The sequence below is a fragment of the Tardiphaga sp. 862_B3_N4_1 genome (assembly GCF_051811085.1).
GTDB classification, from domain to species: Bacteria; Pseudomonadota; Alphaproteobacteria; order Rhizobiales; family Xanthobacteraceae; genus Tardiphaga; species Tardiphaga robiniae.
The window spans coordinates 353,422-376,416 of the sequence record NZ_JBPWQB010000002.1 but is presented as its reverse complement, the minus strand read 5'-3'; the positions used below and the strand labels follow the sequence as shown (position 1 = coordinate 376,416).

The following is a 22,995-nucleotide window of genomic DNA, read 5'->3' as shown; positions in this document are numbered from 1 at the left end:
TCCCCTTCGCGGTTGGAGCGGTAGCAGCGATAAAAATGCCGGAAGAGGGACATTGATTCGGCCCCTAGGGGCGATGGCGCTGCAGACCATCGCCCCCGTTGGAGAGCCGATCAGACAGTGATCCGTCCCGCGGCGCGCGCTTCGGTGACGTATTCGGACAACGGCTTATCGGCAACGAAGTGGATATCGCGTTCGACCGGAAGCCCGAGCGGTCCTCTTACTTCCAAGATCTCCTGGAGGCTGACGAATCCTAGCTCAGGGTAACCGACGCCAAGGTCTGCGAGCCCGAAAAGCCGGTCAGGCTCGTCAATGTCACACTCCGTGAGAAGCCATGTTGCGGCTGCGTCCGGGCGCATGAGCTTGACCACGGGCTTGTGGTCACGTTCTCCCGAGAGGCCATTGACCAGGAGCGCCACTCTGTCTTCGACGGTAAGGAGAGTGATTTCACGCATGGCTGGCCTCCACCTCATTTCGTCGGCGCGATCTTTTGGGAGATGAAGGAGGCGGGGCAGCTGCGTTATTCCTGTCTGGAGACTGATCCCCGACCGTCTCCGCCATTGCGAGGTGGAAGATACGTTCGAAATCGCAATAGCGGCCCCAAAGGGTCTTGGCGAGGTCCACCGCGCCAGCTTGACGAACGGCGTCGATGACGGTTTCAAGCGTAATCGCCTGGAAGCGGACGCGATCGTAGTCGAGTTCTTCTTCGGGAATGAGCTCGTTGGCATAAATGCGGATTGCGGCTTGGACACGGCGGTTGAGGCGCGGGGCAATGACAACGAACATGGCGCGCGGCGTAAGGCCGGCGTTGACGGCGAGTTGGCTCAGGGCGTGCTCACGGAAAAATTGTTCGCAGGCAACGGAGCGCAGGACGAAGGAGTCGGGATCGTTGTAGAGTTCGACTTCCCGCGCGGCGATGAGGTAGCGTTCGCGGAGACGTGCGGCGGGGCCCTCCATTGTCTCGCTATACTTGACCTCGATGAAGACCGTGGCGCGATCACCATCGAGGTCCGTGACCTCCGCGGCAAGGTCGAATGCGCTGCCGTCTTGGAGGAAGCGAGGGTCAGCCCGATCGCGTTCGCGGCTGGGCGCTGTTTCGAACCGTATTGAGTGGACTTGCTTAACGAAGTTCGGCAGTAGCGAACGAAAGGTCGCGGTCGCCAGTTCGAGGTCCATGGCCAGGGGTGCGAAGACGTTGAAGCACATCGGCATGGAAGACAAAGCATTCCCGAAGAGCCGTTCTTCGTCGAAACAAGCCCCTTCCTCGCGCATGATCAGTTCGCGGCGGACGAAGGTGTGGACGGCCGGGGAGATGAAGTTCCGGCCGGCGCGTGCAGCCTCGGCCGAGAGAAGGGACTCAAGCGGGATCACGACATCACCTTCGCCGTCCCGCCGAACGTGATGGCCCATAGGGATGCCGTTATCACGAAGCCAGAGATGTTGGAGTAGGCGCGCCGCGGCTCTGAATCTAGAATCTATAATACAGGATACGCCGTGATCCTTGAGGATGGACTGCGGGACGAGAGGAACGCGCGGTAAGGGCGCGGTAGTGAGGAAGGAGGACATTTGAATCTCCGATCGCACAGGAGCGTGCGAGAGGGATTCGGAGGGATGCAGAGAATGTTGACGCGCAGGCTTGAGGCGCTCGCTTCATCAGACAAGCAGAGGTCGTTGAACGGCGAATGAAATGAACAAGAGTTCGCTTTCCGCCTTAACATCCGTCACACGGAAGTGAATTTCGATTCGCAAATCGCGCAATTGTTACTAAGAAATGAATGTGACAAACCAGATGTTCTTTATCTGTTCCTCTATATAGTAGGGGTACTCTTCACAGGTGTGCTGAGGCCCGAACTTATGGAGGGCCACATGGCTCCAGAAGAGAAAAACACGGCCGCTACCGGTGAAACAGAGCGCTGCCACGACTTTTCACCAGTTCGCCAATATTACGGAAGCATTCACGATCGCGATCAACTCGCTCGTGCCATCTTGCAGGGCGGTTCTTGGGCTGACCCAGAGATTGCAGATCTCACGGCGCGAGCTGCCACCTCGCCGTCCGTCGAGGGCCAGCTTCTGAATAGCTTTATCAACGATGACGATCAAGCAGAGGAAGTTGCTTGTGGCGGGCATTTAAAGGTTGATCTGGAGACACCTTCGCCAGCAACGCGGCCGTCCAACAATCCATTTGGTTCAGCACCGACGGCTAGCCCCATTGCGACTCAGCACCGCACGCGCCCGAATGGAGTGGTCAATCCATTTGTAAAGGACCGCGCGCAGGCTCCTGAAGCGGACCGTTCCCGCGCAACTGGCGTGCAAATCAACGCAAGCCCTTTTTTCCACGCGACCTAATCGGTCGCGCGTGTGGCGCCACGCAGCGATCGTGGCGCCACACGTCCTTACGCGCAACCTGTCCCCAAGCGGGCCCACAAACGAGACCCACCATGAAGAAATCAAACCAAGCGCCCGATTGGGCATATGACTTAGCTACGGCCACCCAAACTCTTGAAGTTAAAGATGAGCACAGCCCGGATCATTCTGGAAACGCTCAGATCGACCTCTCGGACCCAACCGCAGTTCGCGACGAGATCTGTCGTACCCATCCCTTCGGCGAGATCTTGCGTTTCGAGGGCATCGTGGATGCATGCGCGAATGGTCAAGGTGCCTCTCTGCTGCACGCAATGTCGCCAGATTATCTGGCGCAGTTCGATGGTCCGTCGAGTGATCTCTCGGCGTGCAGCGTCGCGACTGAACGCCGGTTAGGCGAGGTCGTCGACGCCGATCGTGGCGAGACTAACCACGGATATCGCCATTGGGTGGTACCGGACGATATCGAGCCGATCAAGCGAGTCATTGACGGAGTTATCGCCGAAAATGTCGAGGACATCAGCTGGATTGACGACGAGTTCGAGGAAGGCGGGATGGAGAAAATCCAGATCCGTTTCGCGGCCATGGAAGTCGATGACCTGGTGATCGAGTTCATCGACGGGCAATGGTGGGACTGCGTCGAGCTACACGACGAACTGCGTCGTGCCTGTTCAGGATCCAACGATTATTCAAAGTACCTTGCTCGCCGAGTTGGCTTTGAATTCTTGACGGGCAACATTCGCAGCGAGGCATACATCGGTAACGGGCCGCTCTCGAAGCCACTAGAGTTCACATCAGTCTACCCAGAAACTCCATCATGGAACGAAGAGCCGATTGTCATTCGTGAGGCGTCTCGTCGAGGTGCCGTCACGCTCCTGGACTGCTTCTCTTTCATGATGCATTGAGGCCGGCAAAAGTGGGGCGGGGGTAGCGATTCGCTGCCTCCGCTCAATGACGACCAGAAGCACAAGCAAAAACTTACGAGATATCTGAGGCTCGCGTGGAACGTCTAGCTCTCAAGTACAGGCCCGAGACTTTCCAGGGCGTCATCGGTCAAGAATATCCGAAGCGTATCATCTCCCAGCTCATTCTGAATAAGCAGAGTTGCGCAAACCTCCTGCTGCACGGCAGCGTTGGTTCGGGCAAGACGACGTTGGTTCGGATTTATGCGGGCGCGCTGAATTGTGAGTCGCCGACCGCCACCGGCGATCGATGCTTTGCATGCGACCGGTGCAAAGCGTTGGATGCGGGCGACGATGCTGGCTTTGTCGAGCTCGATACACCGAAGTTCCGCGACCTTGCCGGCCTCAAGGCCGAGATCAACCGCGTAGTGAAGGCAGCAGCCGATAGCGGCCGGCGAACTGTCATATTTCTCGACGAAGCACACGTCCTGTCCAGGTATCGAGATAGTTTCGACTTTCTGTTGAAGATCGTTGAGGAGCCGCCACCGGGCCTATCTTTCTGCTTCGCCACCACGGCGCTTGAGCGAATTTCAGATGCGCTACGTTCTCGGACGATTCGGCTTGAAGTGCGCCCTCTGACGCATTCCCAGAGTCTCGGCCTTCTATCGCGCACCGCGCAGGACGAGGGCTTGACGCTGCATCATGAAGCCATCGCGCTTCTGGCGGGGCTGGGCGAGCATCAGCCGCGCAACATGCTTCAAGCGTTGGACAAGATACGCCTCATCAGTGATGGCACCGAAATTACGCGCGATCGTGTCGCCGCGGTATTCGGCGTGGACTATGTCGAGCACCTCATCCAGTATTTCGAAGCGCTCGGAGCTGGTGATCTCCGGCATCAGACCGGGAAGTTTCTGCAATGGTCGGACAGCGTTCGCAACAAGGCGCGTCTGATTCAGCTGTTCCTTGTTGGATTCTATTATATCGAGCTTTGCGGCCTTGACGTCTCGGTTGACCCGGTCGTCGCTTCGATCAGGCCGGAAGAGCGAAAACGAATCGTCGACGCATTTACGAACCGGCTGCCCAATATCGATCTCAGGGCGGTCTTTGAAGGCCTGATTGATATCTGGCCGGTCATCACCTCGGATCTGACGGACGAAGCGTTGTTCGCCATCCTGCTGCGGTTTCAGATTACGGCAAACAGGAACGAACCAGTGCGTCGGTCCGACGAGTCTGCGGTCCGGATCCGGCCGGAAGCCGTGGCCGCGCTGGAGGATGGGGCCGAACATCAGCGTCGTGTCGTTACGAGTGATGATGCTAAGGCGCCGAAAGACCCTGCCTATCTCAACCGCGGGCATGTGCGAAGCGTTTTCGCCGCTGCGTCATTCTTAGTGCAGCAGGGCTATCCGCCATTCAACGTCCGCATTACAATTCGTCATGGCCTTTTCGGTCACCAAGAACAGGCGTCGGCATCGAAGCATTTTGCGCGCTTCAGCCAAGCGGTGAAAACACAGCTCCTTAGCTACGGTGATTCAGGTTTGCGTGTTTTCGTTCAAGAGCGGGATGACGTGCATGGGTCGTGTGGGCGCTTGATTGCACATGTTTCTGATGTCGAGAAACTGCGTCGATGGATGCTGAAGTGGCAGCGCAAGAGTCGCGTAGCTGGCGCCGAAGACGCAGCGATTACGATGGAGGTGGCACCGGTCGGCGAGCGCCTGGACGAGCATTGGAGGTGCGTACGCTGGCTTTGCGGCGGATTCAATCCGTCCGACCCGATCCATCCCAGACTAGGCATTGAAGGTGAATACCTGCACGTCGCCGGAGACATCGGAACCAGGACCCGTCTGGATCTCTCCGAGGCACTGGGTGGTGCAGCTCGGAATAAGGCTGATCGGGACTGTGGCGTTGATCTCCTTTCGGCATTCAACGATGAACAGTGGGATCGGCTGTATGACGGCTGGGAGTTGGATGAGAGCGTATATCGTGATCAGCAGAGGTTGACCCTGCAGGCAGCGCTCACAGAACTGCGAGCCAAGCATTCTCAGGAGGAGGCGACTTACTCCGAAGAAAGGCGCAGTTATGAGGAGGACGAGCTTCGGTCGACTCGCGCCGCGTCTGCCCCGACACGCAGCTGGGCTATTTGGAGCCGGTCATGAACGGACCTGCGATAACGACCGATGTCGATTTTCTGCAGCTGCCGCAACTCGATCAGACTAGTTACCTCTATCTTTATCGTAAGGAGTCCGCGCTTTTCCGGACCGCGGTTCGCACGAAGATTGTGAGCCACGCCAAGCAAGAGGGGCGTCGCTTACGAGACATTGCAAAGAGCTCAATCGGCGTAAGATTGGATGAAGCTCAATTTCCTGAAGCTACCGCGGGTACTCAGCCGAAAATTGTTCCTAGCTTGCACGCGACAGTGTCGGAGGTTTCGCTCTTCGACGAACCGACGCTCCACATGCGTGATCTCGGCGACCCGACCTTGGAGCATCCGCCGCTTGACGACATTGCGCGCGCCTTAAGTGCCATTGCTGCCGGCAGCGAGCAGCACTCGATCTTCTTGCTCGTTCCAGACACACACAAATTGATCGAGACGGCGGCGTGGCGGTCCACGGTGAAAGCGATCGGTCTGATTGAGGAGCCGTTCGTCACGTCCGAGACCTATCTGGCGATTGCGCGAAGATATCTTCGAGCGAGTCGATTGGGCGATCTTTCCGCGTTGACGGATAATAAGCGCTTCCAATCGCGGTTACGGAAGTGCATCGAGCGGGCGGCGTTGGCGCCATTTGAATTCTCGATGCAAATCGATCTCGTCGTTCTGGGTGAAATGGAAAGCGGCGAGTTCCGTCGAGCCGATGACGTCAACACACGGCGAGTCGAGCGATGGGTTGTGCCCGAGACCTTACGCCGCTTTCTCGATCGGCGCGATGCACCAAGCTTCTCGGCCCTAATGAAGGTTGTCGATGGTCTGCGGCATGATCGGATGCTGGAAGCCGACGAGGTGCTCACACGGCTTTACCGCGCGACGACGGGCACTCTGGAGAGCCGCGATAGACGCTACCGGCGCCTTGAGGATCCACTGCATTGCGTTTGGGCAGCTCAGCTCCTGGCCGCTGAGAAGGAGTGCATGACGGGTAACGTGTTCGTTGCGCTGGACAACGTCTGCCAACGATATGGCCGAATTGACAGTGCGTCTGACTGGATCGCCTCGCACGAAGGCTGGCGGACGCTTCAATTGGTGTTTGCTCGCCATGCTTCAGGCAGCCGAGGTCGCCTCCATCAAGCGCGCATCGGGTTGCAGAACGCGCTTCGCGAGCGGCTACGGTCGATGGGTGAGGGGCAGGTTGACGGGATTCAGCTTGGGCTTCAAGGGGACAGCGATCAATCCGTAGCTCTGTCGTCAAATGAACAGAGCGCCCCGGCCATTGCGGAGGTTCGTTGATGGAGCAGCCGCCGAGTGCCTATCTAGATCCTGGATGCCCGTCGTCATTTAGAGATGTCGTGGGCCATGAACGTTGGTTCGAGGCGTTGATTTCGAACCTACGAAACGAGCATGCGTCTGGTGCTCACCAGCCAATCGCACTGGTTGGAGCGACGGGCGTCGGCAAACGGACGGTCGCGCGTATTTATGCCAAGGCGTTGGTTTGTGAGCGCGAACTAGACACGCGGCGAGACGCCGCGCCCTGTAGAACCTGTGACGAATGCCTCGCCTTTGATCGCTCGAGCTTTGCCTATGTCGAAGTCGATGCGAGGCATTTCGGTCGCCTTGACCAAGATGATGAACGCGTGGACGAGCGGGCTCAGGTCAATGCTGTCCATTCCTTGATCGAGCGAGACGGCGGATTGAACACGGCATCGGTACGCGTCGTGGTGATCAACAACGCCGAAGAGCTCGCGGGCGCCGCAGCCGATGTCGCTTTGAAGACGCTGGAACTCGAGATTTCGTCGAGCCTTTATGTGTTTCTCGTGAACGACGAAACGCGGTTCTCAGCGGCCCTACGGTCCCGCTGCAGCGTGTTCAGGATCGGGCCTCTATCGGTCGAGGGCATGGTTGGACGTCTATTGCCGCTGTGCCGGCAGTTGGCGTTGAGGTCTGATGAAGCTGCGATCCGAGCGATTGCGCGGGCAGCAAATGGATCGTTCGGCGAGGCGTTGGGCATGTTCAGGCGGGTGGCGGCGCATGGCGACCTCACGATCGAAAGCTTGGTCCGCGAGCCGGAATTTGGCTGGGGATCGACCATGTTAGCCTGCTGGCGGGCCGTTTTGCTTGATCGTTGTGATGAAGCGCTCACACTCTTTGGGCAGGTGGGCCGGGACGGTCCGATGAGGATGAAGGCAATGCAAGGCTTCCTCGTGGCGTGCCAGTTGCACCGTCTGCTGGGTACGGTGCCGCCGGTCGGCAGCGTCAGTCCGGCATTGGATCTCGTTTCGCCGGTTGACTGGGGGCGGGTCATGGATGATTGGGCGGCTTGGTCCGCACGTACAGACCTCCCGGTTGATGAAGCGATGGACCGGATGGTTGGCTTCTGGGCCGGTCTTCAGGCGGATATGTCCTGGGAAGCGAGCTTCGTTCGGGGGATGTCAGTACTGACCGCCGAACGAAAAGCTTCGAGCGGTTGAGTTGTTCGGTTGTGTGCCGTTTTAAGTTGCCTGATTTGTTGATTTGAGAATCTTGATTTAGCACCTCGAATCCAAGCCGATGATGAAGGCGGGCCGCCTACTGGTCGGGATGGCCATTGGGCCCGTTAGGCAATCAATCTGGTGCAATGAAATGAGCTCTATCAAGAGGACGAAGGGGCGGGGCAAAGAACCCAGCCAAGCCCATGTGGACCGGCCGTTCGTTGGGCAGTGGTCCGAAGAGGGGGCGGCGATTGCTCGCCAACGCCTTGGCGTGGCGATTGGTCCATATATCTCGGAGGTGGACGGTGCCGACCCGGTTTCGGTGCGCGCCGCGCTTAATCGAGAGCCCTTTGGCGAACTGATCTCTGATGAAGCCATCGCGAAGCTGTGCCGCGAGGGGCGTGGCGCCGATCTTTTCCCTCCACGCTATCCGACGTGGCGCTACGGGATTGATCCGGTCACCTATCCCTGCATCTTGGTCCCGCCAACGCTTGAAGAATTGGAGGCGATCGAGGACAAGCAGCACCTTGCTCTGCTCATCCGGGACCTGAACATTCGTGGCACGACACCGCGGATCCGGGCTCTGATACGCTCGACGGTCGAACCGGAATGGTCCTGGTTGGGCGAAACGGTACAAGATCATCTCGAAGTTGAGGCTGATGAATAGTGGCCTCCGGGGTGGTCGGTGTGTCCAGCCTGGCAGGTGTCGGTCGTGGTGGCTGGGGTGATCAATCCCTCTTCCCACTAACGTCCGCTCATTGCGTCTCGGATATGAAACCCCTGATTACCGGGCGTGTCGGAGCGGTCCGGCCGTGAAGAACGCAGCCCTGACTTTGATTTTCGCTGGACGAGTTCGATGAAACTTGGAAGACCGCGTTCGGGCCGAGCTTCAGGCGCGCCATCAAGATAGATCGTACCCTTACCGGGATAGAAGCTGTAAATGCCAACTTTTAGCTGAAAAGCTGTTGGCTTCCAGTAGCGGATACCATGCGCGTCGAAGGTTTGCATCGCCTCCTTCATCAGTATGTTATTCTCGGCATATCGGCTCATGGTCGGCACTGCAATCCAAGAGGTTCCGTGGGCAAAGCCCAGCTGTAAGGGGAGAAGGGTGGGAAGGTAGAAGGTAAGTGGGTTGGTTAGATAGATAGTGAATGAGATGGAGTGTCTGACAGTCGGACGGAGCAGTAATCGCCCTCTTAATGATATAGACGATGTGTGCACCTCGCTCTGCGGTCAGTTCGAGAACAAATCGTGCGGTGGCCGGAGCGAATCGTCCGCACGACTATGTCGCTCACGGCTCGGCGTGATCACGGCAGACGGCGCATGATCTGGCTCTTCGACAACTTAGGCCGACGATATGTGTCAACTAGCGTAACTGCCATCAATCTGGTTCAGGCGAGCTCATACTCACGACACAAATCCGATGCTGATTTCGTTGCCGCACTGCGCGCCTGATGACGACGCGCCGATGTATGCGTTGGCCGTGGCTTCGTTGTCCCCACGACGTTGCAAGTCGACCCGGCTACACGGATTTGTTTGATCTTTTCCAATGAATCGGTAGATCGTGAACCCTTCACGGGCGATGTTCACGCTAACGCTCCGTTGAAACCGTCGATGTTGCTTGGCTCGCACAAGACGCATCAGTCGTTGCGTATTGAGCTTGATCGCGCCCTGATTCGAATGGCTTGTTGCGACTGCAGTGAACGCGTCTCTAATAGAGAACCTTCGGTCCAATCCAAGAGCGCTCGTGCCATCCTGATCCGACCATTTTGTGATTTCCGGTGGCTATCGGACGGAGAGCCGATCGGATCTTAGCGTCGCCAGTTCCAAAGAGGTTAAGTGCTGGGATCAAGCCACCACCAACAAAACAAGATTCCAGCTCCATTTGCGTGACGTCGACGACTAAGGTTTCTTGAGCCGAATCGCAAGTTCATCGATCGTCTGTTGCAGGGCCATCCGGGCGGGAAGAATGTCAGCGAATACGTTCAACATCATGAAGTCGTGAATGACGCCGCGATATCTAGTCTGCTTTGTCGGAACGCCAGCAGCAACGAGGAGGCGCCCATATGCTTCCCCCTGGTCTCGCAACACATCATGCTCGGCTGTGATGATCAAAGCGGGAGGAAGATCACGAAGGTCATCGATATCCGCAAGCAAGGGCGAGGCAGTGGTTTCGGACCTTGCCGATCGATCCGGCATATAGAATTCCCAGAACCACTTCATGTCGTCGCGGCCGAGCCAGGGCCCGTCGGCGAACTCCTTGTAACTCGCATCGTCGAATTTTGCGCTCGTGAGCGGATAAAGCAGAACCTGGCTCTTGATGGTCGGGCCACCGCGCTTCTTGGCAAGCATAGTTAGCGCGGTTGCCATCCCGCCGCCGGCACCATCTCCCGCGACGGCGAGGCGCGAACGGTCGATATTCAGTTCGATCGGGTGTTCTGACACGTACTTTAGTACTGCGTAGCTTTGCTCCATCGGGATCGGCGCGCGAGCTTCCGGCGTCCGATAGTAATCGACGAACACAACCGTTGCACCGACCCCGTGAGCTAGCGCTCGAACGAGCCGCTCATGAGTCTTAAAGCTCCCCATCATCCATCCCCCACCGTGCAGATATATTATGGCTGGGAGAGCATCCGTTACGCCCTTCGGTCGAACGATGTGAACGTGGGTCCGTGCGCTTGGACCCCCGGCAACGAAGCGACTATGTTCATCGGTCGGTGCGAAGGGAATGGGAAGCCCTTGAAGCCGTTCCAAGACATCGCGAGCTTCTTCGGGATTGCGAGTGTTGAGAGCCGGAAAGTTCTGCGCCTTCAGGCCGTTTATGAAGCTTTCGACAATCGGGTCCAACGCCGGTTCCGCTCTCGTGCCCGCGCATGATAGGACGAGAAGAGTCAACCCGAACAGAAATGTTGGCAATCTCATGAAGAACCTCAAAAGATACGCGTGCTTTCCGGAACGCAAATCGGCGTCTGCTTGGAGGTATTATGTTTCTCCCTAAAGCGCAGTCTTACAGCGAGGCAGCGGTCTTACAAAATCGAACACTTGTTTTCGATCCGCCAATATCGTTGCTCCGCCATTACCGGCGGTTTAACGGTCGAATGATGGCGCTGCTTCTGAGCCTGCGGATAGAAATCGACGCGTGGCACTCGAGCTACAGACGCTCTTCGCGCTCACACAATATCAGGGCTTCCTTTACCAAACGCCGAAGCCGTCCGCGTGAACGTCGTTTGATCGTACCGGAGAGTTGGCGGTGGTCTGTCCGTATGCTTGCAGTGCTTTCGAACAAGTGCCGCGCGACGGCGCAATATTCCCGCTTTGTTTGCGCGTAACGTGCATCTCGGGTCCCGCCGGAAAATTGGCAAGTGCCTCCGCTTTGCGAAGCCCGACCGAGGTGCGTTACGATGCTTCAAACAGTTGAGAGATTATCCGGCCGTGAACCTCGCCCGCTCCCCTTCATAACAAAGCGCTCTGATTATATTTGGATTGTCGTCGCAACTGCCTGCATAGGCGCCTTTATGGGGCAGCTCGACGCTAGCATAACGCAGCTCGTGCTTCCCGTGTTGGAAAGGGATTTCGAGGCTAGTGTAGATTCCGTAAGCTGGGTCGCCGTTATCTACCTTCTGGTCGTTGCGATCATGCTCCCGATCTTTGGCCGGCTTTCGGACATGATCGGACGAAAGCTGATCTATATCGGGGGATTTCTGACCTTCGTGGTAGGATCCTGTCTTTGTGGCCTCGCGCCAAATCTTGAGATGCTCATTGCCTCTCGTGCGCTGCAGGCGGTTGGATCCGCGGCATTGGGGGCGAACAGCGTCGCGATAATCGTATCTGCCGCCGGAGCGCACGAACGCGGGCGCGCCCTCGGCATCCAAGCGGCAGTCCAGGCGATCGGTCTTTGCACCGGCCCGGCATTGGGCGGGCTGATCATTGCCGAACTGGACTGGCGTTGGGTGTTTTGGTTGAACCTTCCGGTTGGGATCGCCGGAGCGATATTCGCCTGGCTGGTCTTGCCGACGACAGACCTACCGGTAGACCGAGGGCGCTTCGACTTTTGGGGCGCCATCTTCTTGGCACCCGGCTTGGCGGCGTTATTGCTCGCCACTAATGAGGCCGGTGCCTGGGGATTGTCGTCTTGGTGGATCTGGATGACTGCAGTTGCCGCGATCGTGTTTCTCATCGCCTTCGTGTGGCGAGAACAGAATACTCACTCGCCGTTAATCTCGCTCGCCTTGTTCCGCAGCGCCGCGTTCACGCTTGGTAACGTAGCTGGTCTGCTTGCGAACACTATTCTTTTCGGCCTCTTCTTTCTTCTTCCTTTCGTATTTGAGCGTGCGTTTCACGACACAGCGCTATTGGCGGGGTTACGGCTCGCGATCATTCCTTTTCTTTTGGCAGTAACTGCGCCGTTGAGCGGCGTCCTGTCGGAGAAATACGGCGAGCGGGTTCTTTGTACAGCCGGCATGCTCGGCACGGCAGCGGGGTTGGGGATATTGTATCTCGCACTTCGGCCTGAAACTCCCGACCTGTATGTGATCGTCGTCTCTCTTGCCGTGATCGGGATCGGGCAGGGCGCGTTCGGAGCTCCCAATAACAGCGCGATTATGGCTACCGCGCCTTCGAGCGAGATTGGAGAAGTTGCCGGAGCAATGAATGTAGTGCGAACCATCGGCACGAGCATGGGGATCGCGATGAGCGCAGCCTTGCTCTCCTGGCAGCTGGGCGGCAGCTCCGGACACTCTCTCACGCTTTTGGCAACACCGGAGCAGATGCTGGCTGCAGCACGCATCATCATTGTTGTCTTTGCGACGCTCGCCGTCCTTGCCGCGGTCGCGTCGGGAATACGATCAGACAGGACGCAGAGATCGAGCTAATTCATATCCGCATACCGCGATGCTAATAGCAGGCTTTCTACGGTGAGGTGGATAAATGTTCGACTACGGCCTTTTCTTATTTCTTCTGGACTCCTCAGAGCTTTGGGAAGGCGAAGGGGCAAGAGGAAGGGCAAGAGGAAGGGCAAGAGGAAGGGCAAGAGGAAGGATGGGGGAGGGAAGAGGAAGGAAGGCTTTGTAAGAATAATCGATGTCAAGTCATCTGTCTCGTCCATCAAGCCCGCTGGCCCCAGCGTTTAACGCACACGCCGTCATGTCGGCGGAGCGAGCACGCCAGCAAGAACCGTTCCTATACGCTCTGAGGCCGCTCCATGGTCTGGAAGCCAGCCTAGCTCGTTCAACGAGCTAATCCGCAATCGGAACGCCCAGGCTCTTACAAATTGCCAACGCCGAAAGACATGACTCCAGATATCTAACCTCTACAACGAGCTGCGCGTCCCTCGCTATCTGCTGTCGGTTACGAATGTATGAGATGACCTCGTCGTGCCAGCTCTCGCTTTCAGGCCGCACGTTTTCATTTAATCTGGGTGGCCTCGGAGCGTTTGTCATTAATGCGGTTGCACTTTGCATGTTCGGGCTTTCTGAAGCGAGAAGGAGATGCTTGGCGTTGGGCTGATCGTATAGCGCTGTCATGCCGGCTCATTTTCGCATCTGGGAAACGTAATTGGGCAACGGACAGGCGTCTATTATGGCTTTGTATTAGAACCGAGGCTGACAGGTCCCTGACCGGTGTAACTGAACAATGGGAAGGGCGTCATAATACGGCAGCTGCCGACGATATGGCCGCGGCTAAGCCGTGCAAATTGCACACGGAAAATGCTGCCGGTCTCCGGGCTTTTCTGGCGTGATTCTTCACTCAAAAGAGTGAAAAACCCGGATTTCTCGCCGTCTATTATATCTTTCTATTAGACGCCGGTGCGGCCCCGGATGATAATCGAATTTCGTGGCTAGATCATAATCCTATTTGGAGCAAGGGGTTCACGTGCGGTCTAAAGCGTTGCCTTTGGTCGCTTGTTGGATATTGGCATTGCCGATCGCTTTGGTTTTTGCCTGGTCAGCCGACGAGTACTCCCCAGCGTTGGGCGTAATTACTGCAATCAGTCTTTTTGGCGGAAGATGGCAAGCGATCGCCGCAATTGCTTTTGCCGGCACGGCTCTTGTGTCAATCGCGCACCTTGCAGGAATGCTCCATTCCGATGACTTGAGGGCCTACCTTCGCATCGCGACGCTCTTAACCTCCGCGCTGATTGTCTGTTGGCTCGTTCACAATTATCGCAAGGCAACATCAACCAACCGAGCAGAAGAGGAAGCTCGGCTGATTGTGGAGAATATGCCGGGATTGGGATGGTCCACAGACCCGAGCGGAAATTATCGCTACGTCAATCAGAGTGTGATGGATTATGTAGGAGCGCCGCAGGAAGATCTCAATCGAATCGAAGGCTCCGACGATTTCGGCTGGAAGATCATGGTGCACCCGGACCACGCCGAGGAAACCGTCGCCCTTTGGCTCCGCAGCTTGAAAACCGGTGTGGCCTTCACGTCCGAAGTTCAACTTCTTCGAGCGGATGGTGCGTATCGATGGTTTCGTGCCGTATGTCACCCTTCGCGCGATAAGAATGGAGATGTAATAGGTTGGTACGGTACCTCAATCGATATAGATGATCAGAAACAAGCTGAGAATGCGCTCCGAAAGAGCGAGCAGCAGCTTCGTCTTCTGATTGACACCATACCGGCACTGGTTTGGTCGGCCGCGCCCGACGGCGCGCCTTCGTATTTCAACAAGCGGCTGATCGACTATACGGGTGTGAGCTTAGAGAAGTATATCCCTGCAGACAATGAAATTGAGCGTGCGGATGGTGGCGACGTCCTCGTCCACCCGGACGAGAAGGTCGAACTTCGAAAACGTTGGTCGCAATCCGTTGCCACCGGAGAATCGTTTTCATTTCGCCATCGCCTCCGTCGAAGTGACGGTGTTTATCGCTGGGTAGATGCGCGCCGTGAACCATTGCACGACGACGATGGCAATATAGTTCAGTGGTATTGTATTAACGTCGATATCGACGAAGAAGCGCGTGCACAGGACGCCTTGCGATCGACCTTGGATAAGTTAGCCCGTGCGTCTCAGGCAGCGAGTCTTGCCGAGATGTCCGCATCCATCGCTCACGAGGTCAATCAGCCGTTAGCGGTCATAGTCCTCAACAGTCATGCATGTCAGCAATGGCTGTCTGCGGAGCCGCCGGACCTTCATCGCGCACGAATCACGATGGAGCGGGTTATCCGTGACGCTAATTCCGCCGTGGAAATTGTGAACCATACTCGCGCGCTCTTCCAGAAGCGCGTTCTCGTGAAAGAGCCGCTTAGCCTGAACGAAGTTATTTCCGAAGTGCTCCATATGATGAAGAGTGAAGTGGGGCCAGGGAGCGTTCGCTTTGAACTGGATCTAGCGGCCGATCTGCCTCTTATCGAGGCAGATCGCGTCCAGATACAACAGGTTCTCGTCAACCTGATCCGCAACGGCATCGACGCGATGGAGTCCACGAACGCGGCATTAAGGGCCATATCCATCCGGTCTACCAGTGATGGCACTGCCAACGTACTCATTGAAATAAGAGATCGGGGTAAAGGAATTGAAAATCCCGAGAAAGTTTTTGAGCCATTTTATACTACTAGGAAGAGTGGCATGGGTATGGGTCTCGCCATATCCCGCTCGATCGTAGAAGGGCATCAGGGCCGGCTTTGGGCGGAACAGAGAGACGATGGAGGAGCCATAGTCAGCTTTGTTGTCCCTTCCTACGATGCTTCCGCTCAATGATCACTGAAGATCATATCATCTATATTGTCGATGACGATGCTCGCATGCGCGAGGGGATATTAGAGCTTCTAACATCGCGTGGTATGCGGGCTGTCGCGTTCGGATCAGCTTCCGAGTACGCTGCGTTTCTCAAGTCTGATGTGCCAGCGTGCATAATCCTGGACGTAGAGCTGCCTGATATAAACGGCTTAGTGTTCCAGGAGCAAATCTCTCATCAGGCGCACCCTCCCATTGTATTTATTACGGGGCACGGTGACGTCCCGTCTTCCGTCCGAGCCATCAAAAGTGGCGCGATCGATTACTTGTTAAAACCATTTACGGAATCGGATTTGCTGACCGCTATTCATGCGGCGATTGCGCAAGATCATAAACAGCGTACGGCAAGAGCCGAGCTAGGCATTCTGCAAGAACGCTTAGCCAGCCTTACCCCTCGTGAGCGCGACGTGTTGCCGCTCGTAGTAAGCGGTCTTCTGAATAAACAAGCGGCAGCGGAATTAGGAATTAGTGAGATTACTTTGCAGGTTCATCGTGGAAAAATCATGCAGAAGATGAAAGCTGCTTCGTTGGCAGACTTGGTGCGGTTTGCGCAAGCGCTCCAAATCCCTATCAACTATTCTAAGCGGCAGGAGCCTTCCTGAACACACATGCGACCGAAGCATGTTGGTGATTAATGCCGCGGTCCATGGGTTTCTAGAGACGGTCTGTCGCATTGTATCGATCGTCGTACCTTGAGCATGCAAAGGGCGCTATTGTGTTGTGCGAGAGCGCTGCAGACGGGAATGCACCGGGTCTCCGTGAGTTTGATTGCGGTAACTGATCTAAGCCAATTCAAGATGCTCTCTCATGCCCCGACCTCGCCATCAACCGCTGCAAGGCCGGCCTGTTGAAGAGAGGATCGTGCGAGTTGGAAATATCGTTCGCTGCAACCATGCTAGAGCGTAGGCAGATTAGCTGTCCGGCGATCGCCGCTCGTTAACTCTTGCCGCAATCGAAGCGGCCGAGATGCGGTCGGCTTAGGAAGCCGCCATTAATTTGTAGCGCTGGTTTCGCGGGCGGGCAGTGTAAACGTTCTGCGCCCTAGCTCCTTCAAGAGGTTTAGAGACGAGAGTATGACCAGGACGCTTGTTAGCTTTAACAGCGCGCGGGTTCCGGCGCATCCGGTGCCAACCTGGAAAATGCTTGCTCAAGCAACGCTGATGACAACGCTCGCGGGGTACGTAGATGGTCTCGGATACACCGCCATGGGGCATCTCTATTTATCGTTTATGAGCGGAAATAGCACGCAGCTCGGGGCGGCCGTCGCAGCGGGCAATGCGTATGTAATGGCCTGGGCAGGAGCAGTTATCGGTACATTCGTTCTTGGTGCATTCGTGGGTACTATCGTTCATTCCGTTGAACCAAAAGTTAGATTGCCTCTCGTACTCGTTTGCGAGCTAGCTTCTATAATTGCAGCCTGGAGTCTTGGCTCTTTAATCCCGATTAATTTTGCTTTGCTGCTTGTTGCATTTGCGATGGGAATGCAAAATTGTCTTCAAAAGGTTGTCGCTGGAGCGGCCACAGGTAAAAGTTTCATAACGGGCTCATTATTTGGAACCGGTCATGCTCTAGCGCAACTGTGCCTCGGCCGCGCGCACGTGAGCGAGGCAGTGGCCAATGCGATCTCCTGGTTAGCCTTTGTTCTGGGCGCGACCGGTGGCGCGCTCGGCGTCAATACCATGGGCCCCTTCGTCGCACTTCAAATTGCGTCTGGATTCGTTCTTTTGATGGTCGTTCTCTCAATATGGTGGAGGGATTGAAGTGGTTCCGGACAGTAGCAAAGCGTCCAGTCCAACCGGAGCGAAAAAAATTCTAAGTCGCTGCGGGATATCTGAGCAGCGCTCCATGTCGCTTGGCCGCGGGGTTGATCACCGCAATATCAGCGCGCGTCTTACTCATTAGATGGTATACCGCTCTTCCATCGTTGAGAAGATAATCTGCAACAAATCGCCTATGACAGCGCCACCATAGTGCCTCTGAGCACATGACCGCACAACGCCGCTCCAAACTCAGCATCTCGAGCTGCAACAAGCCTCTTCGGAACTCGTTCGACAATGCGTAGTCCGCATAATTGTGGAAACTCGCATTGATCCAAAAGCCATTCACCTCCGGCGACACCGAGTTGGATCGCGTCCGTAGACCCCCTAGTTCCTCTATCCGTCGATAAGCGATACGACGCTCGCACAGAGCATTGGTTAGCGCCACAGAGTTGAATTGAGGATTAGCGCGTGATCGTGGGATCTTTCGGATATCGACAATCAGTTCGACCGAGCCGTATCGTAGTATTTCGACGAATTCGTCAATGCTCCACTTGGAGTGACCGACGGTAAAAATTGGGTTGGGGCCATTCAACATCTATCGCCTCCATGTAGAACTTGTTTGATGGTTTATGGCGCGCCAGAGCTTCGGTCTTTCAAAAGACCATCGAATGTGGAGAGACCCAAGAAGGAGATTGCTAGTGAGCGAACCGCTGAAAGTCGGAGATCGGGTAAGGTGGAACTCGGAGGCAGGATATGTGACCGGCACGATTATCAGACGGCATGTGAGTGATTTTGCCTATAAAGGGTATACCCATCACGCGAGCATTGAGTCGCCCCAGTATGAGATAAAGAGTAGCAAAACAGGGCACGTGGCAGCTCACAAAGGTCCGGCGCTGACGAAGTTGATCGACTGACTCCGCATTGGTGGTGGCGGACGCGTTAATGATGGGTGGGAAATAGCTTGAACAGGGAGCTGGGGATGTCAGCTCCGCCGGAAGAACCGACCACGCTAGCGATGTTGCGGAGAGTAGAAGATGACAGTCGGGCTGCGGCGATTGGTGAGGCACAGGACCGCGATTGATCGTGCTCTCCATCTGAGGATCCCGAGTAAATGAGGTTTTCTTCGATCATTCCACGACAACTTGGTTGAACCGCTGGCGGCGCCGCAAATCATGCCATCGCATATAGCTTAGCAGTCTAGATCCGTCCGGCACACGCTTAGGAAACGGAATGCGTGAACCGGAGCAGTCCACTACAGGCTTGCGAGTTGCAGAAGCTATCTGATGACGTACGTGAAAATGAGATCGCCCCGGCTCGCGGCTTCAATGGAGCGACCTCTGGAGGGCATCTCAAACCGACTGATTGCGTTTCGCACTGTTATGGACGTGCATTAAGAAGACGTGTGCTTTGATACCAGTTTCGTTGTCATGGGTGTTATTTCCCTCGCTCGCGCCAGAAAGTCCGCAAGCACCACGGCGTGGTTCACCTGTGTATCGTGGGCTGCATATAACAAGGTGGCCCTGTGCTCTCCGATAAAGGTCAGGAGGGTAGACACGGCAGAATTTGTCCGTAGTTCATCTTTGTACCGTTCTTTAAACTCGTGGAACCGGTCCGCACGATGATCAAACCAGACTCTGAGCGGCGGGGTGGGCGCAACTTCTTTGCACCACAGGTCCAAGGAAGCAACGTCCTTCCGAACGCCGCGCGGCCACAATCGATCGACCAAGATGCGCTTTCCATCCTGAGCGGATACCGAGTCGTAAATGCGCTTTATCAGAATCATCGACATGCAATACCTCTCATTCTGAGCTGTCTCCGAAATCCTCACGAGAAAACTCATGTCACAGTTAAAGAGCGGTCTTTTCACGGGACACGCCGCGTGAAGCGCCCGAATGTCGCGCGGGGCCACCCTGTCGTTACTGTCGCTGTCTATACGAGATTGGATATGCGGCGTTTCGTATGGCCAACATTGGATCGGCGGCTTCAACGCCTGGTGGTAGCGTCGCTGGCATGAAATGGAGGGCCTTGTCAGCTATGAGTTGGTCTCGAACGACCTCCTGCAAGCTTATGGTGCCGAGGAGCGTAGAAACGCGGGTGTCAGGCCAGGATACGGAAGGATCCTCGATCCTGTCACCCTCAGCGGCGTGCTGTGCATACCAGTCGAACCGCACAGGCCCCTCGGCCACGCGCTTCACGATCTCGGGAGCAAGATAGTTGCTGCCCATGGACTTTGCGACTGAGGCGTCAAGGTAATGCTCACCAGCAGTGGGGGCGAACTGGAAACGGACAAATGTCCGTGCTTCAGACTTACTGATGAACGCAAAAGAATTTACTCCGAAGTATGACGTGGTGGCATAACTGACCGGGGGCGGTTTCTGCGTCGTTAAGAACCGCTGTGCGACCGGATGGTTTGCCAAATATTTGTCCAACGGCGTTGGATGCGGCACGCCCTTTCCACTCATCGCAATGTTTTCCAAAAGATGACCGAATTCCTCGGCCGTCGAGACGGGGAAGCCATTGAAGCTGTGACAGACGATGTCAAGATCGCCGCTGTCGCCAACGTTAAACTTAATAGCCATACCGCGAGGGTTTGCTGCGCCTATGTTGTCAGGAATATCCGGAATTCCGGTGAAGTTCGAAAAACGGACTGTAACTGGTACGGATGGTTTTGAAAAAAGCTCGGCTCTACAGAGAGTCCCTGCCTCATCGGCTGGCGTAAACGTGCCTACCAGTATGACGCCCTTTGCGTGGACGGCTCGCGCGTGGTGACTACCGAAAGCTGCATGAAGATCCGCTACCAGCGCAGCGGCTTCATCGGCTAGTGCTGCTTGTGGTCCGCTCGACGAATCGGCGATAGGTGCCGACTGGGCTCTTGAACGAATCGAACTAATCTCTTCTGCCACGCGCTGTCTCCAATATGGTTACCCGGCCGGACTCAGCGGGGGCGATACGTCGGTTGGTTTGCAAGCAAAGCCTTGGGCGACTGTCCGCGCTATGGCGTTCAGCTCAGCTTGCCCACGCCGACGATAGGCGACGAGCATCGCGGCGTATTTCAAATCAACTGTCAGATAGCGCGATTGCACGTTGTCAATGGCGCGATGTTTTACCCGGAAGTCCCTGATCTGTGCGGAGGCCCAGGCGTTAGAGAGCGCCGTGTGGATATGAAAGATATATCGAACGATCGAGCGTAGCAGCAATAGCTCTCGCGCGGTCATTAAAAGTGGCGGAGTTCAAGAAACGATTAGCAGCATGAGAGGCAAGCATGTCAAAGGTGACGCGCGCTACGCAAGCGTTGAAGCAGTTGGGCGTTTCCTTCACTATCCACCTGTACGAATATGACCCCACTGCAAAAAGCATCAGCCTACAGACGGCCAGCGCTTTGGGTATTCCTCCCGAGCGATTGTTGAAGACCCTTATGACGGAAGTTGACGGAAGCCCAATCTGCGTCCTAGTCCCTTCGGATAGCGAAGTAAGCATGAAAAAGCTCGCTTCAGCTTTCAAGGGCAAAGCCGCGAGAATGATGCGGACTTCAGAAGCGGAACGACTTACTGGATACTCGATCGGCGGCATTAGCCCGTTCGGCCAGAAGAAGCGCGTGCCCACCGTAATTGACGTAGCTGCGCTTAGACATGAGACCGTGTTTATTAATGGAGGCCAACGTGGCCTCCAGGTTGAGATCCGTGCGAGCGATGCGCTCCAAGCATTAGATGCGCTCGCGCATCCGCTCACCGCGTAGCGTATTCAACCGAGCGGAGCCCGGCTGCAGCATAGGACTCCGGGATGGTATTCCTGAACTCAGTGCGATGTCGCGATGATCTATATGAAGAGCACGTTGGACGCGCGAGCGAACACGCCCACGATGCGGTGAACCCGTGTCATTTTCGGGATCGTGCATTCTGGAAAGTTCTTAGCGTGTTATCGAAGAAAAGGAGGACTCTAGAGGCTAAGCAGGCCTAGTGAGACCAGTCTCGTATAGGGAAGCGTAAATGCAATCGATCGTTATAAGAGAGCATGGCGGTCCAGAAGTCTTGCGCGTGGAGGCGCTACCGGAGCCTAAGCCGTCCTATAAAGAGGTCGTGGTAAATGTCGCTGCTGTTGGTGTGAACTACATGGATGTAGGTACAAGAGAAGGATACGCACGAGGTAACACGACATTGCCTCTGACCCCTGGAGTCGAGGGAGCTGGGACAGTTATCGCAGTCGGGGCGGACGTGACCTGCTTGAAGGTGGGTGACCGCGTCGCTTGGTACTTCGTTTGGGGTAGTTATTCCGAGCAGATTGTTGCACCAGCCAGCGCACTCGTTCCACTGCCCGATGACATCGATTTCGAGACGGCAGCCGGTTTAATGATGCAAGGTCTGACTGCAAGTCATCTTGTTTTCGAGACGTTTGCTATTGGGCCCGGTAAAACCGCGCTCGTCCATTCCGCAGCTGGAGGGGTTGGCCTCTTAGTCACGCAGATGATTAAGTTACTCGGGGGAAGGTCGATCGGGCGAGTTTCCAGCAATGAAAAGATCGAAGCCGCGCAGTCTGCAGGTGCGAACGCTGTCATTACATCTACGGCGCAAGGGTTCGCAGATGAGGTTCTGCTTTTGACCGAAGGCGAGGGCGTCAATGTAGCCTATGATGGATCTGGTGCTACAACCTTCTGGGGCTCCGTTGCCGCGCTCGGTTATCATGGTGTCTTGGCTTACTACGGGCCGCTTTTCGCGCCACTGAAGCCAATTGACGTCACCGATCTGCCCAAAAGCATTCACGTGACCTATCCGATCGTGATGCATCATGTAAGGACGCGGTCAGACCTCCTTCGACGGACGAAGCAACTGTTTGATTGGATACGTGCTGGCGACCTTAAAGTGAAGATCGGTGGCCGCTACTCGCTAGCGGACGCCGCGCAAGCACATCGGGATTTGCAATCACGACGAACCACCGGAAAATTGCTGTTGTTTCCCGGTGATCATGAACGCCATGAGTTTGGTCGCGCAAATGACGAGCTGCCCCCGCGTGATCGCAAAAGAGGCTAACGCATGAGAGAGCCCAACGCATCTGCTTCGGAGCGTCAGGCGTAATGCTTGAGGAACCCAGTGCGCCGACCGTTATTAAATGGCGTCAACTTAAAAAGGTGATCTGATGATCTCGTTTGAAATCGCGGAAGCAATACGCATGAGCAAAGCCCGATATTGCAGATATGTTGACAGCAAGCTGTGGGACGAGCTTGAAGGATTGATGATGCCGGAAGCAAAGTTCAAGTTTTTCGGTGCCGGCGGCGAGATCTTATACGAATTTGCGTCCGCTAAAGCGATGATCGAGTTGTCGGCTGCTGCGCTAGCCGGCGCTAGAACGAGTCATCGGGTGTGCAATTCCGAGCTGAGAGAGCTCTCGCAAGGTTCGGTTTCTGCGATATGGGCGATGGAGGATTATTTGGTGTTTCCACGCGGAATCGATCGATCGCCCCGAACAATGCGCGGCTACGGCCACTACCATGAAATCTGGCAGGAAAAAAAAGGCGTATGGCTTTTAGCTGAATTGAACTTGGAACGTCAAATTTTGGAGTTCCAGCCCGAAGAGCCAGACCCGCGGAATGCATTATCGTGACTGGTTCGAAAGAATTCGGACGAAATGCA

22 protein-coding genes are annotated in these 22,995 nt (G+C 55.9%); 14 read left to right on the top strand and 8 right to left on the bottom strand.

Features of this window, described 5'->3' with window-relative positions:
• Positions 1-110 precede the first annotated feature (110 nt).
• The gene (locus AB8B02_RS19005; protein ID WP_439064852.1) at positions 111-452 is read right to left on the bottom strand and encodes a DUF2958 domain-containing protein; all 342 of its coding nucleotides are present in this window, start codon (positions 450-452) and stop codon (positions 111-113) included.
• Positions 445-1,563, bottom strand: coding sequence for a PGN_0703 family putative restriction endonuclease (locus AB8B02_RS19000; RefSeq protein ID WP_439064851.1), 1,119 nt, complete (start codon positions 1,561-1,563; stop codon positions 445-447). The genes AB8B02_RS19005 and AB8B02_RS19000 overlap by 8 nt, the downstream gene beginning before the upstream one ends.
• A 165-nt stretch (positions 1,564-1,728) precedes the next feature.
• On the opposite strand from AB8B02_RS19000, the gene AB8B02_RS18995 reads away from it, so the two are divergent.
• The 6 genes from AB8B02_RS18995 to AB8B02_RS18970 all read left to right on the top strand — a co-directional run bounded on the left by AB8B02_RS18995 (position 1,729) and on the right by AB8B02_RS18970 (position 8,541).
• Positions 1,729-2,343 carry a hypothetical protein gene (locus AB8B02_RS18995; RefSeq protein WP_439064850.1) on the top strand — a complete coding sequence of 205 codons (615 nt, stop codon included), beginning with the start codon at positions 1,729-1,731 and terminating at the stop codon, positions 2,341-2,343.
• A gap of 92 nt (positions 2,344-2,435) precedes the next feature.
• Positions 2,436-3,263, top strand: a complete 828-nt coding sequence (locus AB8B02_RS18990; RefSeq protein ID WP_439064849.1) for a hypothetical protein — start codon at positions 2,436-2,438, stop codon at positions 3,261-3,263.
• Between the two features lie 95 nt (positions 3,264-3,358).
• Positions 3,359-5,413 carry an AAA family ATPase gene (locus AB8B02_RS18985; protein ID WP_439064848.1) on the top strand — a complete coding sequence of 685 codons (2,055 nt, stop codon included), beginning with the start codon at positions 3,359-3,361 and terminating at the stop codon, positions 5,411-5,413.
• Positions 5,410-6,696: a hypothetical protein gene (locus AB8B02_RS18980; protein ID WP_439064847.1), complete on the top strand. Its 1,287-nt coding sequence runs from the start codon at positions 5,410-5,412 to the stop codon at positions 6,694-6,696. Before AB8B02_RS18985 ends, AB8B02_RS18980 begins: the two co-directional genes overlap by 4 nt.
• Entirely contained in the window at positions 6,696-7,874 is a 1,179-nt protein-coding gene (locus tag AB8B02_RS18975) for a hypothetical protein (RefSeq protein WP_439064846.1), read from the top strand. Before AB8B02_RS18980 ends, AB8B02_RS18975 begins: the two co-directional genes overlap by 1 nt.
• A gap of 151 nt (positions 7,875-8,025) precedes the next feature.
• Positions 8,026-8,541 carry a hypothetical protein gene (locus AB8B02_RS18970; protein ID WP_439064845.1) on the top strand — a complete coding sequence of 172 codons (516 nt, stop codon included), beginning with the start codon at positions 8,026-8,028 and terminating at the stop codon, positions 8,539-8,541.
• 77 nt (positions 8,542-8,618) lie between these two features.
• Here the strand turns inward: AB8B02_RS18970 and AB8B02_RS18965 are convergent, their stop codons facing one another.
• The 3 genes from AB8B02_RS18965 to AB8B02_RS18955 all read right to left on the bottom strand — a co-directional run bounded on the left by AB8B02_RS18965 (position 8,619) and on the right by AB8B02_RS18955 (position 10,721).
• Entirely contained in the window at positions 8,619-8,924 is a 306-nt protein-coding gene (locus AB8B02_RS18965; RefSeq protein WP_439064844.1) for a hypothetical protein, read from the bottom strand.
• A 357-nt stretch (positions 8,925-9,281) separates the two neighbouring features.
• Positions 9,282-9,464, bottom strand: a complete 183-nt coding sequence (locus AB8B02_RS18960) for a hypothetical protein (RefSeq protein ID WP_439064843.1) — start codon at positions 9,462-9,464, stop codon at positions 9,282-9,284.
• 312 nt (positions 9,465-9,776) lie between these two features.
• The gene (locus tag AB8B02_RS18955; RefSeq protein ID WP_439064842.1) at positions 9,777-10,721 is read right to left on the bottom strand and encodes an alpha/beta hydrolase; all 945 of its coding nucleotides are present in this window, start codon (positions 10,719-10,721) and stop codon (positions 9,777-9,779) included.
• Positions 10,722-11,275: 554 nt separating this feature from the next.
• Here AB8B02_RS18955 and AB8B02_RS18950 point away from each other — a divergent pair.
• The 4 genes from AB8B02_RS18950 (at position 11,276) to AB8B02_RS18935 (ending at position 17,371) form a co-directional block, all read left to right on the top strand.
• On the top strand, positions 11,276-12,745 hold the full coding sequence (locus AB8B02_RS18950) for an MFS transporter (protein WP_439064841.1): 1,470 nt from the start codon (positions 11,276-11,278) through the stop codon (positions 12,743-12,745).
• 1,045 nt (positions 12,746-13,790) lie between these two features.
• Positions 13,791-15,575 carry a PAS domain-containing sensor histidine kinase gene (locus AB8B02_RS18945; protein ID WP_439064840.1) on the top strand — a complete coding sequence of 595 codons (1,785 nt, stop codon included), beginning with the start codon at positions 13,791-13,793 and terminating at the stop codon, positions 15,573-15,575.
• On the top strand, positions 15,572-16,213 hold the full coding sequence (locus AB8B02_RS18940; RefSeq protein WP_439064839.1) for a response regulator transcription factor: 642 nt from the start codon (positions 15,572-15,574) through the stop codon (positions 16,211-16,213). The genes AB8B02_RS18945 and AB8B02_RS18940 overlap by 4 nt, the downstream gene beginning before the upstream one ends.
• Positions 16,214-16,684: 471 nt before the next feature.
• Positions 16,685-17,371, top strand: coding sequence for a YoaK family protein (locus AB8B02_RS18935; protein ID WP_439064838.1), 687 nt, complete (start codon positions 16,685-16,687; stop codon positions 17,369-17,371).
• A gap of 52 nt (positions 17,372-17,423) precedes the next feature.
• Here the strand turns inward: AB8B02_RS18935 and AB8B02_RS18930 are convergent, their stop codons facing one another.
• Entirely contained in the window at positions 17,424-17,966 is a 543-nt protein-coding gene (locus AB8B02_RS18930) for a DUF488 domain-containing protein (protein WP_439064837.1), read from the bottom strand.
• Between the two features lie 73 nt (positions 17,967-18,039).
• Here AB8B02_RS18930 and AB8B02_RS18925 point away from each other — a divergent pair, with 73 nt between their 5' ends.
• Positions 18,040-18,285 carry a DUF2945 domain-containing protein gene (locus AB8B02_RS18925; protein WP_439065897.1) on the top strand — a complete coding sequence of 82 codons (246 nt, stop codon included), beginning with the start codon at positions 18,040-18,042 and terminating at the stop codon, positions 18,283-18,285.
• A gap of 476 nt (positions 18,286-18,761) precedes the next feature.
• On the opposite strand, the gene AB8B02_RS18920 is transcribed toward AB8B02_RS18925, so the two are convergent.
• Both AB8B02_RS18920 and AB8B02_RS18915 read right to left on the bottom strand, forming a co-directional pair.
• A complete protein-coding gene (locus tag AB8B02_RS18920) occupies positions 18,762-19,160 on the bottom strand; it encodes a DUF488 domain-containing protein (RefSeq protein WP_439064836.1) in 399 nt (132 codons plus the stop codon).
• Positions 19,161-19,287: 127 nt separating this feature from the next.
• On the bottom strand, positions 19,288-20,274 hold the full coding sequence (locus tag AB8B02_RS18915; protein WP_439064835.1) for a catalase family peroxidase: 987 nt from the start codon (positions 20,272-20,274) through the stop codon (positions 19,288-19,290).
• Positions 20,275-20,633: 359 nt separating this feature from the next.
• Between AB8B02_RS18915 and ybaK the strand changes: the two genes are divergently transcribed.
• From ybaK to AB8B02_RS18900, 3 genes are all read left to right on the top strand, one after another.
• On the top strand, positions 20,634-21,107 hold the full coding sequence (gene ybaK / locus AB8B02_RS18910; protein ID WP_439064834.1) for a Cys-tRNA(Pro) deacylase: 474 nt from the start codon (positions 20,634-20,636) through the stop codon (positions 21,105-21,107).
• A gap of 250 nt (positions 21,108-21,357) precedes the next feature.
• The gene (locus AB8B02_RS18905; protein WP_439064833.1) at positions 21,358-22,395 is read left to right on the top strand and encodes a quinone oxidoreductase family protein; all 1,038 of its coding nucleotides are present in this window, start codon (positions 21,358-21,360) and stop codon (positions 22,393-22,395) included.
• Positions 22,396-22,501: 106 nt separating this feature from the next.
• On the top strand, positions 22,502-22,966 hold the full coding sequence (locus AB8B02_RS18900) for a nuclear transport factor 2 family protein (protein WP_439064832.1): 465 nt from the start codon (positions 22,502-22,504) through the stop codon (positions 22,964-22,966).
• The last annotated feature ends 29 nt before the right edge of the window (positions 22,967-22,995 follow it).

Excerpts from the sequence above, each read along its gene's own strand:
- AB8B02_RS19000 (WP_439064851.1), bottom strand. The coding sequence starts at position 1,563 with ATGTCCTCCTTCCTCACTACCGCGCCCTTACCGCGCGTTCCTCTCGTC.
- AB8B02_RS18905 (WP_439064833.1), top strand. The coding sequence starts at position 21,358 with ATGCAATCGATCGTTATAAGAGAGCATGGCGGTCCAGAAGTCTTGCGC.
- AB8B02_RS18935 (WP_439064838.1), top strand. The coding sequence starts at position 16,685 with ATGACCAGGACGCTTGTTAGCTTTAACAGCGCGCGGGTTCCGGCGCAT.
- AB8B02_RS18900 (WP_439064832.1), top strand. The coding sequence starts at position 22,502 with ATGATCTCGTTTGAAATCGCGGAAGCAATACGCATGAGCAAAGCCCGA.
- AB8B02_RS19005 (WP_439064852.1), bottom strand. The coding sequence starts at position 452 with ATGCGTGAAATCACTCTCCTTACCGTCGAAGACAGAGTGGCGCTCCTG.
- AB8B02_RS18975 (WP_439064846.1), top strand. The coding sequence starts at position 6,696 with ATGGAGCAGCCGCCGAGTGCCTATCTAGATCCTGGATGCCCGTCGTCA.
- AB8B02_RS18940 (WP_439064839.1), top strand. The coding sequence starts at position 15,572 with ATGATCACTGAAGATCATATCATCTATATTGTCGATGACGATGCTCGC.
- AB8B02_RS18920 (WP_439064836.1), bottom strand. The coding sequence starts at position 19,160 with ATGTCGATGATTCTGATAAAGCGCATTTACGACTCGGTATCCGCTCAG.
- AB8B02_RS18980 (WP_439064847.1), top strand. The coding sequence starts at position 5,410 with ATGAACGGACCTGCGATAACGACCGATGTCGATTTTCTGCAGCTGCCG.
- AB8B02_RS18970 (WP_439064845.1), top strand. The coding sequence starts at position 8,026 with ATGAGCTCTATCAAGAGGACGAAGGGGCGGGGCAAAGAACCCAGCCAA.
- AB8B02_RS18965 (WP_439064844.1), bottom strand. The coding sequence starts at position 8,924 with ATGAGCCGATATGCCGAGAATAACATACTGATGAAGGAGGCGATGCAA.
- AB8B02_RS18925 (WP_439065897.1), top strand. The coding sequence starts at position 18,040 with ATGTGGAGAGACCCAAGAAGGAGATTGCTAGTGAGCGAACCGCTGAAA.
- AB8B02_RS18950 (WP_439064841.1), top strand. The coding sequence starts at position 11,276 with ATGCTTCAAACAGTTGAGAGATTATCCGGCCGTGAACCTCGCCCGCTC.
- AB8B02_RS18990 (WP_439064849.1), top strand. The coding sequence starts at position 2,436 with ATGAAGAAATCAAACCAAGCGCCCGATTGGGCATATGACTTAGCTACG.
- ybaK (WP_439064834.1), top strand. The coding sequence starts at position 20,634 with ATGTCAAAGGTGACGCGCGCTACGCAAGCGTTGAAGCAGTTGGGCGTT.
- AB8B02_RS18930 (WP_439064837.1), bottom strand. The coding sequence starts at position 17,966 with ATGTTGAATGGCCCCAACCCAATTTTTACCGTCGGTCACTCCAAGTGG.